The sequence below is a fragment of the Burkholderia paludis genome, assembly GCF_000732615.1.
In the GTDB taxonomy this organism is placed as follows: Bacteria; Pseudomonadota; Gammaproteobacteria; order Burkholderiales; family Burkholderiaceae; genus Burkholderia; species Burkholderia paludis.
The window spans coordinates 117,173-131,680 of sequence record NZ_JPGL01000023.1; the positions used below are offsets into that span (position 1 = coordinate 117,173).

The following is a 14,508-nucleotide window of genomic DNA, read 5'->3' on the forward strand; positions in this document are numbered from 1 at the left end:
TGCCATGACGGTTGCATATATCGGACTGGGGGCGAATCTCGGCGATGCGCGCCAGACCCTGAAGGACGCGGTGGTCTGCCTCGCGCAGCAGCGCACCATCTCGATCCTCGGGAAATCGAGCCTGTATCGCACGGCGCCCTTCGAAGCGGGCGGCGACGACTACTACAATTGCGTCGTCAAGCTCGACACGTCGTCGTCGGCCCGCGAGCTGCTCGCGCTCTGCCAGAAGATCGAACATCACTTCGGCCGCGAGCGGCCGTACCGCAACGCACCGCGCACGCTCGACCTCGACATCCTGCTGTTCGGCGCCGACTCGATCGACGAACCCGACCTGATCGTCCCGCATCCGCGCCTCACCGATCGCGCATTCGCGCTCGTGCCGCTCGTCGAGATCGAGCCGGCGCTCGACATCCCCGCGCGCGGCCGGGCCGACGCCTTCCTCGCCGCCGTCGCCGACCAACGCGTCGAGAAGGTGCAGACCTGCCAGTGCCTGATGCAGAAGGCGCTCGCCGCAGGCGAAGACGCCGACAAGCCCCGCTGCCGATGATCCCTACTCCGCTGACCGTCACCGCGCCCGACCTGCGCGCGCCGCACCGCTATCTCGTGATCGAAGGCCCGATCGGCGTCGGCAAGACGACGCTCGCGCGGCAGCTCGCGGAACGCTGGTCGATGCAGACGCTGCTCGAGCGCCCGCAGGACAACCCGTTCCTCGAACGCTTCTATCGCGACACCGCGCGCTACGCGCTGCCCGTGCAACTGTCGTTCGCGCTGCAGCGCGCGCAGCAGGCCCGCGAACTGATCGGCGCGCTCGACACGGGCCGCCCCGTCATCGCCGATTTCATGCCGCAGAAGAACGACATCTTCGCGCGGCTGAACCTGCCGGAAGACGAATGGCAACTGTATCGCGCGGTCGCGACGCACGTCGACGTACCGCAGGCGCCGTCGCCGGACCTCGTCGTCTATCTGCAGGCGAGCCCCGAAGTGCTGTTCGCGCGCATCCAGAAGCGCGGGCTGCCGATGGAGCTGCAGATCAGCGACGCATACCTGCGCTCGCTCGTCGACGCGTACAACGAATTCTTCTACCACTACGACCGCACGCCGGTGCTGACGGTCGCCGCGGAACACCTGAACCCGCTGGATTCCCCCGAAGACCTCGCGCTGCTGATCGAGCGCATCGAGACGATGCGCGGCCGCAAGGAATTCTTCGTCAAGGGCGAGACGACGCGCTGACGCGTCCCGCCTGCCGTTTTTCACCCATCGACCCGGATTTCCCATGACCTATCTCCAGGAATCGAGCCGGCCTGCCGTCACGGTGCCCAAGCTGCAGGCAATGCGCGACGCCGGCGAGAAGATCGCGATGCTCACCTGCTACGACGCGAGCTTTTCCGCGCTGCTCGATCGCTCGGGCACCGACGTGCTGCTGATCGGCGATTCGCTCGGCAATGTGCTGCAAGGTCACACGACCACGCTGCCCGTGTCGCTCGACGACATCGCGTACCACACCGCCTGCGTCGCACGCGCGCAGCCGCGCGCGCTCGTCGTCGCCGATCTGCCGTTCGGCACGTACGGCACCCCGGCCGAGGCGTTCGCGAACTCGGTCCGGCTGATGCGCGCGGGCGCGCAGATGGTCAAGCTCGAAGGCGGCGAGTGGCTCGCCGAGACGATCCGTTTCCTCGTCGAACGCTCGGTGCCGGTGTGCGCGCACCTGGGCCTGACGCCGCAATCGGTGCACGCATTCGGCGGCTTCAAGGTTCAAGGCAAGACCGAGGCCGGCGCCGCGCAATTGCTGCGCGACGCACGCGCGATCGAGGACGCGGGCGCCCAGCTCGTCGTGCTCGAGGCGGTGCCGACGCTCGTCGCGTCCGAAGTCACGCACATGCTGAAGATTCCGACGATCGGCATCGGCGCGGGCGTCGACTGCTCGGGGCAGGTGCTGGTGCTGCACGACATGCTCGGCGTGTTCCCCGGCAAGCGTCCGCGCTTTGTGAAGGATTTCATGCAGGGTCAGCCGAACATCCAGGCGGCGGTCGAAGCGTATGTCCGCGCGGTGAAGGACGGCGCGTTTCCCGGTCCCGAACATTCGTTCTGATCGGGCGTCGGCAACGCGTTCGCCGGCACCGGAATAAAAAAGCGCGGCGCCCTTTGCGGGGCGCCGCGCTTTTTAATTTGCCGTGCTGCCAGCGGCGTCCCGTTACGCGATCAATACCGCGTCGAGCGCGCCTCGCAGCGCGTTGGTCAACAACAGCCCCTGCGCGCGAGCCAGATCGTCACGGGTCACGACGCGCTCCGTTGCACCGAACGTACGATCGTCGAGCAACACGCCGCGCATCACGCCCGGCAGCACGCCGGACGCCAGCGGCGGCGTCACCCACCGGCCGTCGAGCTTCACGAACAGGTTCGAACGCCCACCCTCCGTCACTTCGCCACGCTCGTTGACGAACAGCATGTCGAAACCGCCCAGCGCCTCCGCCGCCTGCCACGCGCGATCGTATTCGGCGCGGCGCGTCGTCTTGTGCAGCAGCAGCGCATCGCCTGCGCGGGTCGGCGCGAAGCCGTGCGCGGACGCCAGCAGCACGCCGACCGGCCCCACCGGCAGTGGCTTCAGCGGCGCCGCGACGATCTCGACCGTGCCGTCCTTCGCGAGCGCGAGCTTCATCCGGTAGGCACCGTCTCCGTCGAGCGCAGCACAGCGCGCGTCGATCTCGCGGCGCAATGCGTCGGCGTCGAAACGGAAGCCGAACGCGTCCGCGCTGCGCTGCAGCCGTGCAAGATGGCGCTCCAGATACCGGATGCCGTCCGCGCGCGTGGCAGCGGTGGTTTCGAACAGCTGGAAGCCGGGATCGGCATCCGTCAGGAATTGCGCTTTCAAGTCGCACTCCGCATATTCGTCGGCCGCGACGCTGTCGAGCACGATGCCCGCGCCGACGCCCATCGTGCCGCGCCGGCGTCCGGCAGTTGCCGCGACCGGACCGGACGCGTCGCTATCGGCGCCCGCCGAACGTGCGCCGGCCGCCTCGAGAGTCAACGTACGAATCGCGACCGACAAACAGAAATCGCCGCAAGCGGACGCGCGATTTCCACCTGCATCGGGAGCCGCGCTTTCGCCCGGCGCATCGAGCCAGCCGATCGCACCGGTATAGAGCCCGCGCGGCGTCGACTCGATCGCGTCGATCAGCTGCATCGTCCCGTGCTTCGGCGCGCCCGTGATCGATCCGCACGGAAACAGCGCGCGCAGCATCTGCGCGAACGACGTCCCGTCGCGCCAGCCGGCCTCGACCGTCGACGTCATCTGCCACACCGACGCATACGGCTCGACGGAGAACAGCGCCGGCACGCGGACCGTTCCGGTGCGCGCGATCCGCGATACGTCATTGCGCAGCAGATCGACGATCATCACGTTTTCCGCGCGGTTCTTCGGATCGTTCGCGAGGAACGCGGCGGCCGCCGCGTCGTCCCGGGGATCGGCCGAACGCGGCGCGGTGCCCTTCATCGGCCGTGCGCGCAACACGTCGCCGTGCCGCTCGACGAACAGCTCGGGCGAACACGACACGATCCACGCACCGCCCGGCAGCGCGATCAGCGCGCCGTAGCGTACGGGCTGGCGCTCGCGCAGCCGCCGGTACAGCGCGAGCGGCGTGCCGAACACGTCGAAATTCAGCCGGTACGTGTAGTTGACCTGATACGAATCGCCCGCGCGCAGTGCGTCGTGCACCGCGGCGATAGCCGTGTCGAACGCGTCGCGCGTGACGCTCTTCGCCACGTGTGCGACGCCCGCGATCGACGGCTGACCGCCGCCGTCCTGCTGCGCGAGCCACGTGTCGACTTCATCGCGCGACAGGCGCTCGCAGCGCGCAAACAGCAAAAAGCGCAGCGGGGCATCGCCCGGCTGCGCCCGTTGCAGGTTGCGCCCGAATTCGTAATCGCCGACGACAACCGCATGCAGCCCGTCGCGCAGATCCTGCGCAACCGCTGCGTCGACTGCGTCGAGCTGTTCCGGATCCGTACACACGCGTTCGTGCACGAAGCCGGAATACAAACGACTCGACCGCGCAGACGCAGTCGAGTCGCAATCGTCCAAGAGCGCGAACGACGCGCTCTCGCTGCCTTCAGTCATGCCGTTACTCGCGTTACTCGAAGAAACTCTTCACACGATCGAACCAGCTCTTGCTCTGCGGGCTGTGACGCGCGCCGCCCTCGGCCAGCGACTTCTCGAACTGCTTGAGCAGGTCGCGCTGATTGTCGGTCAGCTTCACGGGCGTCTCGACCTGAACGTGGACGTACAGATCGCCGGCGATGCTCGAACGCAGCCCCTTGATGCCCTTGCCCCGCAGACGGAACGTCTTGCCCGACTGCGTGCCTTCCGGCACCGGGAACGATGCCCGGCCGGCCAGCGTCGGCACCTCGATCTCGCCGCCGAGCGCGGCGGTCGTGAACGGGATCGGCATCTGGCAGTGGAGATCGTCGCCGTCGCGCTCGAACACCGCGTGCGGCTTGATGTGGATCTCGACGTACAGGTCGCCCGGCGGCCCGCCGTTGATGCCCGGCTCGCCGTTGCCGGCCGAGCGGATCCGCATCCCGTCGTCGATCCCGGCCGGGATCTTCACTTCGAGCGTCTTGGTTTCCTTCACCTTGCCCGACCCGTGGCAATGCGCACACGGCTCGGGGATGTAGGTGCCCGTGCCGTGGCACTTCGGGCAGGTCTGCTGGATGCTGAAGAAGCCCTGCGACATGCGCACCGTGCCCTGGCCATGGCAGGTCGGGCAGGTTTCCGGCTTCGTGCCGGGCTTCGCGCCCGACCCGTGGCAGACCTCGCACGACACCCAGCTCGGCACGCGGATCTGCGTGTCGTAGCCGTGCGCCGCCTGCTCGAGCGTGATTTCCATGCTGTAGCGCAGGTCCGCGCCGCGGTACACCTGCGGACCGCCGCGGCCGCCGCGCGCCGCACCGCCTGCGGCCTGGCCGAAGATGTCGCCGAAAATGTCGCCGAATGCATCCGCGAAGCCGCCGAAGCCCTGTGCGCCCGCACCGCCCATGTTCGGATCGACGCCCGCGTGGCCGTACTGGTCGTACGCGGCCCGCTTCTGGCTGTCCGACAGCATTTCATAGGCTTCCTTCACTTCCTTGAAATGCTCTTCCGCATCCTTGTTGTCCGGATTGCGGTCAGGGTGGTACTTCATCGCAAGCTTGCGATATGCCTTCTTGATTTCGTCGTCGCTCGCATTCTTCGCGACGCCCAGAACCTCGTAGTAATCCCGTTTCGCCATATCGATTCACTGTGCCGCCGCGCATCGCGCATGCGGCGGCTCCTTTCGCCCGCAGTAAAGTCTCTCGACTCGTCTGGCGCCGCGCCCGTCCACCGACGACGCACACGGCACCCGCCAAAAAACAAATGTGCCCGGAGGGCCGCGAAGCCCGCCAGGCGTGGAGTCGATCCGGCCATCCGGAAGGAAAGACAGACCGCTTGTCAGCCATCCCGCCGGCCGCGCCGCGCGCTGGCTGCGCGCGGCGAACGGCGACGGGGCAACCCGGCTTAGTCCTTCTTCACTTCCTTGAACTCGGCGTCGACGACGTCGTCGGCAGCCTGCTGCGCGCCGCCCGCATGGGCCGCACCTTCCGCGGCACCGGCCGCGCCCGCCGCACCAGCCTGCTGGGCCTGCATGTCGGCGTACATCTTCTCGCCGAGCTTCTGCGAAACCTTGCCCAGTTCCTCGACCTTCGCGTCGATCGCAGCCTTGTCGGCCGACGAGTCCTTCAGCACGTCCTCGAGCGACTTCAGCGCCGCTTCGATCGCTTCCTTCTCGCCCGCGTCCAGCTTGTCGCCGTACTCGGCCAGCGCCTTCTTCGTGCTGTGAACCAGCGCGTCGCCCTGGTTGCGCGAATCGGCCAGCTCGCGCAGCTTGTGGTCTTCCGCTGCGTTCGCTTCCGCGTCCTTGATCATCTGGTCGATTTCAGCCTCGGACAGACCCGAGTTCGCCTTGATCGTGATCTTGTTTTCCTTGCCGGTCGCCTTGTCCTTCGCGCCGACGTGGAGGATGCCGTTCGCGTCGATGTCGAAGGTCACTTCGATCTGCGGCACGCCGCGCGGTGCCGGCGGGATGCCTTCGAGGTTGAACTCGCCGAGCAGCTTGTTGCCGGCTGCCATTTCGCGTTCGCCCTGGAACACCTTGATCGTCACGGCGCCCTGGTTGTCGTCGGCCGTCGAGTACACCTGCGCGTGCTTGGTCGGGATCGTCGTGTTCTTGCTGATCATCTTCGTCATCACGCCGCCGAGCGTCTCGATGCCGAGCGACAGCGGGGTCACGTCGAGCAGCAGCACGTCCTTGCGGTCGCCCGACAGGACCTGGCCCTGGATCGCCGCGCCAACCGCGACGGCTTCGTCCGGGTTCACGTCACGGCGCGGATCCTTGCCGAAGAACTCCTTCACCTTCTCCAGGACCTTCGGCATGCGCGTCTGGCCGCCGACCAGGATCACGTCGTCGATGTCCGACACCTTGACGCCTGCGTCCTTGATCGCGATGCGGCACGGTTCGATCGTGCGCTCGACGAGGTCTTCCACCAGCGCTTCCAGCTTCGCGCGGGTGATCTTCAGGTTCAAGTGCTTCGGGCCCGATGCGTCCGCCGTGATGTACGGCAGGTTGATTTCGGTCTGCTGGCTCGACGACAGCTCGATCTTCGCCTTTTCAGCGGCTTCCTTCAGGCGCTGCAGCGCGAGCACGTCCTTCGACAGGTCGACGCCCTGCTCCTTCTTGAACTCGCCGATGATGTAATCGATGATGCGCTGGTCGAAGTCTTCGCCGCCGAGGAACGTGTCGCCGTTGGTCGACAGCACTTCGAACTGCATTTCGCCGTCGACGTCGGCGATCTCGATGATCGACACGTCGAACGTACCGCCGCCGAGGTCATACACGGCGATCTTGCGGTCGCCCTTCTCGGCCTTGTCGAGGCCAAACGCGAGCGCAGCCGCGGTCGGCTCGTTGATGATCCGCTTGACTTCGAGGCCCGCGATGCGGCCGGCGTCCTTGGTTGCCTGACGCTGGCTGTCGTTGAAGTACGCCGGCACCGTGATCACGGCTTCCGTGACCGGCTCGCCGAGGTAGTCTTCGGCCGTCTTCTTCATCTTGCGCAGCACTTCCGCCGAAACCTGCGGCGGCGCCAGCTTTTCGCCGTGCGCTTCGACCCATGCATCGCCGTTGTCGGCCTTGATGATGGTGTACGGCATCAGGCCGATGTCCTTCTGGACTTCCTTCTCTTCGAAGCGGCGGCCGATCAGGCGCTTCACCGCGAACAGCGTGTTCTTCGGGTTGGTCACCGACTGACGCTTGGCCGGCGCGCCGACGAGGACTTCGTTGTCGTCCATGTAGGCGATGATCGACGGCGTGGTGCGCGTGCCTTCCGAGTTCTCGATGACCTTGACCTGGTTGCCTTCCATGATGGCGACGCACGAGTTCGTGGTGCCGAGGTCAATACCGATGATCTTTCCCATTTTTCCTAATCTCCAGAAATGCTTGTTTGCTGCGCGAAACCCCGCGTTTTGGGGCGGTTTCGCACGCCAGAATTCAACTCTGTTCCCGAAATGCGTCCGTCCGGCCCGTTTTCAAGACCCGACAGGCGATGCGGATATTAAATTTTTTCAATCGCCGCCAGCCAGCGGATCGCCGCCCGACGCCGCGGCGATCTTCGCGCGCGCCGCCGAGACGGCCGCCTGGAACTGCGCGAGGCCATGCCAGCCCGTCGCGCGGCCCAGCCGCCTGCCGCGGTGGAAGAAAAACCAGGTCGGTACGCCGTGCAGCGCGAAGCGGCGCCCCAGCTGATGGTGTTCGTACACGTTGCAATGGAACCACTTCAGGTCCAGCGCGCGGATCGCGTCGGGCTGGGCGAGCATCGCCTTCTTCGCGATCTCGCAGTTGAAGCAGTCGACGCCCCAGAAGAACACCACCGCGAGCGCGTCGCCCGCGCCTTCGAGCGCCGCGTCGAACGTGCCGGCATCCAGCGCCTGCATGCCGAACGCGTCGAACGCGGCCGGATCGACGCCGGCGGGCACCATCGCGGCGACCTTACTTCGGCTGCGCGACGGTGACGAGCGCCGGGCGCAGGACGCGGTCGGCGATCGTGTAGCCCTTTTGCAGCACGGCGACGACGGTGTTCGGTTCCTGCTCGGCCGGCACCATCGAGATCGCCTGGTGCTGGTGCGGATCGAACTTCTCGCCGACCGGGTTGAGCGCGACGACACGGCCCTTCTCGAGCGCGTTCGTCAGCTGGCGCAGCGTCAGTTCGACGCCCTCGCGCACCTTTGCGATGTCGCCGGACGTATCGTTGACGGCCGCTTCCAGGCTGTCCAGCACGGGCAGCAGGTGTTCCGCGAAGCTCTCGATCGCGAACTTGTGCGCCTTCGACACGTCGTCCTGCGCGCGGCGGCGGACGTTCTCGGTCTCGGCCTTCGCCCGCAGGAAGCTTTCCTGCAGCTCGGCGACCTTGGCTTGAGCCTCCGCGAGCGCCGCGTCGGCTGCTTCGGCGGCGGGCGCGGCGCCTTGCGCCTCCGGCTTCTCGCTGCCGATATCTTCGGCCGATTGGGTAGCCGGGTTCTCTTGCGTGTTTTCCATGTCGCTGAAAGTCGATTAGAGGTTGAAGCCAAATCGGCAACCGCCCGATCATACGCCGGGCGGCACCGCACATTGCTGGTGCAAATAGGGGTGAAAACTGCGTTTTCAAGAGGGTTGGGCGCCGCATTCTCCAATGCCGCGAAACAACCGCGCGCAGTGCCGGTGCATCGCTCGCAGCGCTCGCCGGATCGGGCGAAACGGCCTGTAACAACGCTTACCAGCCGGGTACTAGCTTGGCACAGGCACGCTGCACTACACTCCACTCAAGCGTCGAAAAAGCGTGTTTACCCTAGCTTACCGCCGCCTGACATCCACCTGGCGCCGTTTTCACCCGTCTTCTCGAGGGGAGTACCGTGAAACTGACCTTTGCGATATCGGTGGTCGCGCTGGTACTCATTGCCGGCACCACCACCATCTGCCTGTCGGGAGCCGTCACCGACCGCACGACCGAATACGGAAGTGCGCGGGCGACGTTCGACCAGATGTTCAGCTCCCACCCGAAAATCTGTCGATGATGCGGCGATCCCGCTTCGTCGGCCGGCCGTGCAGCTCGGCTGCCGGCTCGCGATACGTGCGGCGCCGCTCCAGCTCGGCGAGCCGCGCGGCCCGCCCCGCTGCCGTTTCCTCGTAAAGCGTCTGCGCGACGCTCGCGGGCCCGCGCAGGTCGCACACGCCCAGCACGGCAATGTGCCAGACGATACCGTCGATCGCAATCTCGACCTGGTCGCCGACCCGCACCTCCTTCGCCGGCTTGACCGCCGCGCCGCCGATCTTCACGTGCCCCTTGTCGACCGCGTCGGTCGCGAGCGAACGCGTCTTGAAGAACCGGGCCGCCCACAGCCATTTGTCGATGCGCAGCTTCGCGCCCGGTTCGGTCGAAATCCTGTAGTTCATCGCGTCAGCTCACGGTTTCGGGCTGCACCGTCCTGACGGGCCAGCCCTGCAGATTCTCGGCGACGATCTCCCCGAGCGCGCCGATCCACGCCGACGCGCCGTTCAGGCACGGAATGCGGTGGAACGACTTGCCGCCGCCGGCGAGGAACTCGTCGCGCACTTCCATGCCGATCTCCTCGATCGTTTCGAGGCAATCGGCCGTGAAACCAGGACAGAACACGTCGGCCCGCCGCACGCCGGCCTCGCCGAACTCGCGCAGCGTCGGCGCCGTGTACGGCTGCAGCCATTCGGCCTTGCCGAAGCGGGACTGGAACGTGACGCGGCATTCGGTCGTCGACAGCCCGAGCGCGGCCATCAGCAGCGCGCCCGTCTGCTGGCACTGGTCGTGATACGGATCGCCGAGATCGAGCGTGCGCTTCGGCACGCCGTGGAAGCTCAGCACGAGCTTGTCGCCGGCCGCGAAGTCGGGCCGGCCATGCTGCGCCCAGTAATGGCGCACCTGCTCGGCGAGGGCGTGGAGATAGGCCGGATGGTCGGCGTAGTGCCGCACCGTGCGCACCTCGGGCTGGTTGCGCATGCGCGCGAGCGCCTCGAACGCGGCGTCGAAGGCGGTAGCCGTGGTCGACGCCGAGTATTGCGGATACATCGGCATCAGCAGCACGCGCTCGACACCCGCGCGCTTGAACTGGGCAAGCGCCTGGGCAATGTTCGGGCTGCCGTAGCGCATCGCATAGTCGACCAGCACGTGATAGCCGTTCGACGCGAGCAGGTGCCGCACGCTGTCGGTCTGCCGCTCGGTGTGCACGCGCAGCGGCGAGCCCTCGGGCATCCAGACGGCCGCGTATTTCTTCGCGGACGCGCGGCCGCGCAGCGGCAGGATCAGCGTGCGCAGCAACACCTGCCAGATGGCCTGCGGAATCTCGACGACGCGCGGATCCGACAGGAATTCGGCCAGATAGCGCCGCACCGCACGCGGCGTGGGCGCATCGGGCGTGCCGAGATTGATCAGCAGCACACCGATGCGATGGGCGGCCGCGGTACTCGAAGGCGGCTCAAGATCGAAACGCATGGGCAAGAACGTGCTCGGGGCACGGAACCGGACGGCCCTCAATTATAGCGGGCTGCCTCGCACAGGTCGGCTGGCCGTTCGGCCGACTGCCGGCGCATGCGCCGCCGCGGCACGATGACGAGGCGGGATCGGGCATCCGCCCGGCCGCGCTACTGCTGACTCAGGGTCAGCGACAGCAGGCGCGCGGTGATGTCGACGATCGGTATCACGCGGTTGTACGCCATGCGGGTCGGGCCGATCACGCCGAGCGTGCCGACGATCTGCCCGTTCACCTCGTAAGGCGCGGTGACGACGCTCATTTCCTCGATCGGCACGAGCGTCGATTCGCCGCCGATGAAGATCTGCACGCCCTGGGCGTGGCTCGACACGTCGAGCAATTGCAGGAGGCCCGTCTTTTGGTCGAATACGTCGAACAGCTTGCGCAGCCGCGCCATGTCGGACGACAGATCCGCCACCTCGAGCAGGTTGCGCTCGCCGGAAATCAGCACGGTGTCCTCGGTGTCGGGCACCTCGGTGCTGGCCGTCACGGCCGCGTGCATCAGCGCGGTCATGTCGCCGCGCAACTGGTCGATCTCGTCGCGCAGGCGGCGGCGCACCTCGTCGAACGACAGGCCGGCGAAATGCGCGTTGATGTAGTTGGACGCCTCGGTCAGCTGCGACGGCGAGTAGTCGCGCGGCGTCGCGAGCATCCGGTTCTGCACGTCGCCCTCGGGCGTGACGATGATCAGCAGGATGCGCTTGTCCGACAGGCGCATGAACTCGATCTGCTTGAACACGTGGCTGCGGCGCGGCGTCAGCACGACGCCCGCGAACTGCGACAGGTTCGACAGCACGCTCGCGGCGGCCGCGACCACCCGCTGCTGCGGCTCGCCGGCCTGCAGCGTGTTCTGCACCTGCCGCGCGACGGCCTCGGCGTCGATCGGCGCCTCGACCGTCAGCATCGTGTCGACGAACAGCCGGTAGCCGCGCGGCGTCGGCACGCGGCCGGCCGACGTGTGCGGGCTCGACACGAGGCCGAGCTCCTCCAGGTCGGACATCACGTTGCGGATCGTCGCCGGGCTCAGTTCGAGCCCGGAGTAACGGGACAACGTGCGCGATCCGACTGGCTGACCGTCGGCGATATACCGTTCGATCAGGGTTTTCAGGAGGGTTCGTGCGCGAGGATCTAGCATGGTGGAAAATTTTAGCGCAACCTCGCGACCGCGGCGAGTGGCGTCGGCCACCGTTGTGCGGGCCGGCCCGATCCGGCCCCACGGGTGCGCCACCGGTTCTTTTCGTCAACGAGCTATGGTGTAATGCCGGCATGAAAACCGGCAATCAGTTCAACACCGTCGCGCTCGTCGGCCGAAGCAATACGCCCAACATCGCCGAGCCGCTCGCCACGCTGGCCGCCTGCGTCGCCAGGCGGGGCTTCGAGGTTGTCTTCGAAGCCGAGACGGCGCGCGAGATCGGCATCACCGGCTACCCGGCGCTGACCCCGGCCGAAATCGGGGCGCGCGCCGACGTGGCGGTCGTGCTGGGCGGGGACGGAACGATGCTCGGCATCGGCCGTCAGCTCGCGCCGTACAAGACGCCGTTGATCGGGATCAACCACGGGCGGCTCGGCTTCATCACCGACATCGCGGCGGCCGACATGCAGGCGCTCGTCCCGGTGATCCTGTCGGGCAAGTTCGAGCGCGAGGAGCGCGCGCTGCTCGAAGCCCGGATCATGCGCGACGGCGAACCGATCTACCACGCCATCGCCTTCAACGACGTCGTCGTGAACCGCAGCGGCGTCTCCGGGATGGTCGAGCTGCGCGCGTCGGTCGACGGCCGGTACATGTACAACCAGCGTTCCGACGGCCTGATCGTCGCCACGCCGACCGGCTCGACCGCCTACGCGCTGTCGTCGGCCGGCCCGATCCTCCATCCGCAGCTGGCGGGCATCGTGCTCGTGCCGATCGCGCCGCACGCGCTGTCGAACCGGCCCATCGTGCTGCCCGACGATTCGAAGATCGCGATCCAGATCGTCGCCGGGCGCGACGTGAACGTGAACTTCGACATGCAGTCGTTCACGTCGCTCGAACTGAACGACACGATCGAGGTACGCCGCTCGAAGCACACCGTGCCGTTCCTGCACCCGATCGGCTACAGCTACTACGCGACGCTGCGCAAGAAGCTGCACTGGAACGAACACGCCTCGAACGAAGACGACAAGGCGTCCTGACGCCGCCCCGCCCGACACCATGCTCCGCCACCTCTCGATCCGCGACTTCGTCATCGTCGCCGCGCTCGATCTCGAATTCGACAGCGGCTTTTCCGTCTTTTCCGGCGAAACCGGCGCCGGGAAATCGATCCTGATCGACGCCCTTGCCCTCGCGCTCGGCGAGCGCGCCGACGCGAGCGTCGTGCGCAACGGCTGCGGCCGCGCCGACATCACCGCCGAATTCACGCCGCACGACCGCGTCGCGCGCTGGCTCGACGAACACGCGTTCGACACCGAGGACACCGTGATGCTGCGTCGCGTGATCGACGCCAACGGCCGCTCGCGCGCGTTCATCAACGGCACCAGCGCGACGCTCGCGCAGCTGCGCGAGCTCGGCGAGATGCTTGTCGACATCCACGGCCAGCACGCGCACCAGTTGCTGATGCGGCCGGACGCGCAGCGCGAGCTGTTCGACACGCACGCGGGGCTTGTCGCCGATGCCGCGAACGTCGCGCGCGCGTGGCGCGTATGGCGCGACGCGACGCAAGCGATCGACGCCGCGAAGGCCCACGAGCGCGAATTGCAGCTCGAGCGCGAAAAGCTCGCGTGGCAGCTCGCCGAGCTCGACAAGCTCGCGCCGCAGCCCGGCGAATGGGACGAAATCAGCAACGAGCACAAGCGCCTGTCGCATTCGGCGAACCTGATCGACGGCGTGCGCGGCGCACTCAACGCCCTGTCCGAGTCCGACGACGCGATGCTCGCGCAACTCGGCGCGATCGTGTCGAAGCTGCGCAGCCTCGCCGACTACGACACGGCGCTCGGCGACGCGCTCGCGTCGCTCGAACCGGCCGAGATCCAGCTGCAGGAAGCCGTCTATTCGCTGTCGCACTACGCGCAGCGGGTCGATCTCGACCCCGAACGGCTCGCCCAGGTCGAAATGCGGGTCGATGCACTGCACTCGACCGCCCGCAAGTTCCGGCTGCCGCCCGATACGCTGCACGAAGAACATGCGGCGCGGCGCGCCCAGCTCGCCGCGCTCGACGCGGCCGCCGATCTCGGTGCGCTCGAAGCGGTGCAGGCCAAGGCGCGGGAAGCCTATCTCGCCGATGCGAAAAACCTGTCCGGCGCGCGCGCGCGGGCCGCCAGGACGCTCGGCACGGCCGTCACGGCCGGCATGCAGGAACTGTCGATGGCGGGCGGAAGCTTCGAGGTCGCGCTCGTGCCGATCGCCGACGGCGGCCCGCACGGGCTCGAGCAGGTCGAGTTCCGGGTCGCGGGGCATCCCGGCGTGCCGCTGCGGCCGCTTGCGAAAGTGGCGTCGGGTGGCGAGCTTGCACGGATCAGCCTCGCGCTCGCGGTCATCGCCAGCGCGGCAAGCCCGACGCCGACGCTGATCTTCGACGAAGTCGATACGGGCATCGGCGGCGGCGTCGCCGAAGTGGTCGGCCGCCTGCTGCACCAGCTCGGCCGCGACCGGCAGGTCCTGTGCGTGACCCACCTGCCGCAGGTCGCCGCGCGCGGCGACCATCACTTCCAGGTCGCGAAGGGCGCCGACAACAACGGCGGCACCGTGTCGACGGTCACCCCGCTCGACAAGGCGAGCCGCGTCGAGGAAGTCGCCCGGATGCTCGGCGGGCTCGAGATCACGGCGACCACCCGCAAGCACGCGAAGGAAATGCTCGCGGCCTGACGCGGCGGGCCGCCCGGGCGGCACCTGACCGAACGGGCCCGGCCGGCGCGCCCTGCCCGCCCTACCGGCT

General features: G+C 67.5%; 14 protein-coding genes. 6 read left to right on the forward strand and 8 right to left on the reverse strand.

The genetic code is table 11. The annotated features are described in order from the left end of the window. Positions 1 to 4 precede the first annotated feature (4 nt). From folK to panB, 3 genes are read left to right on the forward strand one after another with little or no spacing between them, the layout of a single operon-like run. Positions 5 to 547 (forward strand): 2-amino-4-hydroxy-6-hydroxymethyldihydropteridine diphosphokinase, encoded by a 543-nt coding sequence (gene folK, locus GQ56_RS0116085; RefSeq protein WP_031399627.1) that lies wholly within the window; start codon positions 5 to 7, stop codon positions 545 to 547. Beyond that, positions 544 to 1,230 carry a deoxynucleoside kinase gene (locus GQ56_RS0116090; protein WP_031399628.1) on the forward strand — a complete coding sequence of 229 codons (687 nt, stop codon included), beginning with the start codon at positions 544 to 546 and terminating at the stop codon, positions 1,228 to 1,230. The genes folK and GQ56_RS0116090 overlap by 4 nt, the downstream gene beginning before the upstream one ends. A 43-nt stretch (positions 1,231 to 1,273) precedes the next feature. Further along, positions 1,274 to 2,089: a 3-methyl-2-oxobutanoate hydroxymethyltransferase gene (gene panB / locus GQ56_RS0116095; protein WP_031399629.1), complete on the forward strand. Its 816-nt coding sequence runs from the start codon at positions 1,274 to 1,276 to the stop codon at positions 2,087 to 2,089. A 102-nt stretch (positions 2,090 to 2,191) separates the two neighbouring features. On the opposite strand, the gene GQ56_RS0116100 is transcribed toward panB, so the two are convergent. From GQ56_RS0116100 to grpE, 5 genes are all read right to left on the reverse strand, one after another. Continuing rightward, positions 2,192 to 4,114: a chorismate-binding protein gene (locus GQ56_RS0116100; RefSeq protein WP_031399630.1), complete on the reverse strand. Its 1,923-nt coding sequence runs from the start codon at positions 4,112 to 4,114 to the stop codon at positions 2,192 to 2,194. 13 nt (positions 4,115 to 4,127) lie between these two features. Further along, on the reverse strand, positions 4,128 to 5,264 hold the full coding sequence (gene dnaJ / locus GQ56_RS0116105; protein ID WP_031399631.1) for a molecular chaperone DnaJ: 1,137 nt from the start codon (positions 5,262 to 5,264) through the stop codon (positions 4,128 to 4,130). 266 nt (positions 5,265 to 5,530) lie between these two features. Then, the gene (gene dnaK, locus GQ56_RS0116110) at positions 5,531 to 7,483 is read right to left on the reverse strand and encodes a molecular chaperone DnaK (protein ID WP_031399632.1); all 1,953 of its coding nucleotides are present in this window, start codon (positions 7,481 to 7,483) and stop codon (positions 5,531 to 5,533) included. Positions 7,484 to 7,630: 147 nt separating this feature from the next. Next, the gene (locus tag GQ56_RS0116115; RefSeq protein WP_031399633.1) at positions 7,631 to 8,044 is read right to left on the reverse strand and encodes a thioredoxin family protein; all 414 of its coding nucleotides are present in this window, start codon (positions 8,042 to 8,044) and stop codon (positions 7,631 to 7,633) included. 10 nt (positions 8,045 to 8,054) lie between these two features. Further along, positions 8,055 to 8,600 carry a nucleotide exchange factor GrpE gene (grpE, locus tag GQ56_RS0116120; RefSeq protein ID WP_031399634.1) on the reverse strand — a complete coding sequence of 182 codons (546 nt, stop codon included), beginning with the start codon at positions 8,598 to 8,600 and terminating at the stop codon, positions 8,055 to 8,057. A 353-nt stretch (positions 8,601 to 8,953) separates the two neighbouring features. On the opposite strand from grpE, the gene GQ56_RS46050 reads away from it, so the two are divergent. Further along, positions 8,954 to 9,115, forward strand: a complete 162-nt coding sequence (locus GQ56_RS46050) for a hypothetical protein (protein ID WP_162836103.1) — start codon at positions 8,954 to 8,956, stop codon at positions 9,113 to 9,115. Here the strand turns inward: GQ56_RS46050 and GQ56_RS0116125 are convergent. The 3 genes from GQ56_RS0116125 to hrcA all read right to left on the reverse strand — a co-directional run bounded on the left by GQ56_RS0116125 (position 9,087) and on the right by hrcA (position 11,735). Continuing rightward, entirely contained in the window at positions 9,087 to 9,494 is a 408-nt protein-coding gene (locus GQ56_RS0116125; RefSeq protein ID WP_031399635.1) for an RNA-binding S4 domain-containing protein, read from the reverse strand. The two genes, GQ56_RS46050 and GQ56_RS0116125, sit on opposite strands and share 29 nt — an antisense overlap. Positions 9,495 to 9,498: 4 nt before the next feature. Beyond that, a complete protein-coding gene (hemH, locus tag GQ56_RS0116130; RefSeq protein WP_031399636.1) occupies positions 9,499 to 10,563 on the reverse strand; it encodes a ferrochelatase in 1,065 nt (354 codons plus the stop codon). Positions 10,564 to 10,712: 149 nt separating this feature from the next. After that, positions 10,713 to 11,735 (reverse strand): heat-inducible transcriptional repressor HrcA, encoded by a 1,023-nt coding sequence (gene hrcA / locus GQ56_RS0116135; RefSeq protein WP_031399637.1) that lies wholly within the window; start codon positions 11,733 to 11,735, stop codon positions 10,713 to 10,715. Between the two features lie 131 nt (positions 11,736 to 11,866). Here hrcA and GQ56_RS0116140 point away from each other — a divergent pair, with 131 nt between their 5' ends. After that, entirely contained in the window at positions 11,867 to 12,769 is a 903-nt protein-coding gene (locus GQ56_RS0116140) for an NAD kinase (protein ID WP_031399638.1), read from the forward strand. 19 nt (positions 12,770 to 12,788) lie between these two features. Continuing rightward, a complete protein-coding gene (gene recN / locus GQ56_RS0116145) occupies positions 12,789 to 14,438 on the forward strand; it encodes a DNA repair protein RecN (RefSeq protein WP_031399639.1) in 1,650 nt (549 codons plus the stop codon). Positions 14,439 to 14,508 lie beyond the last annotated feature (70 nt).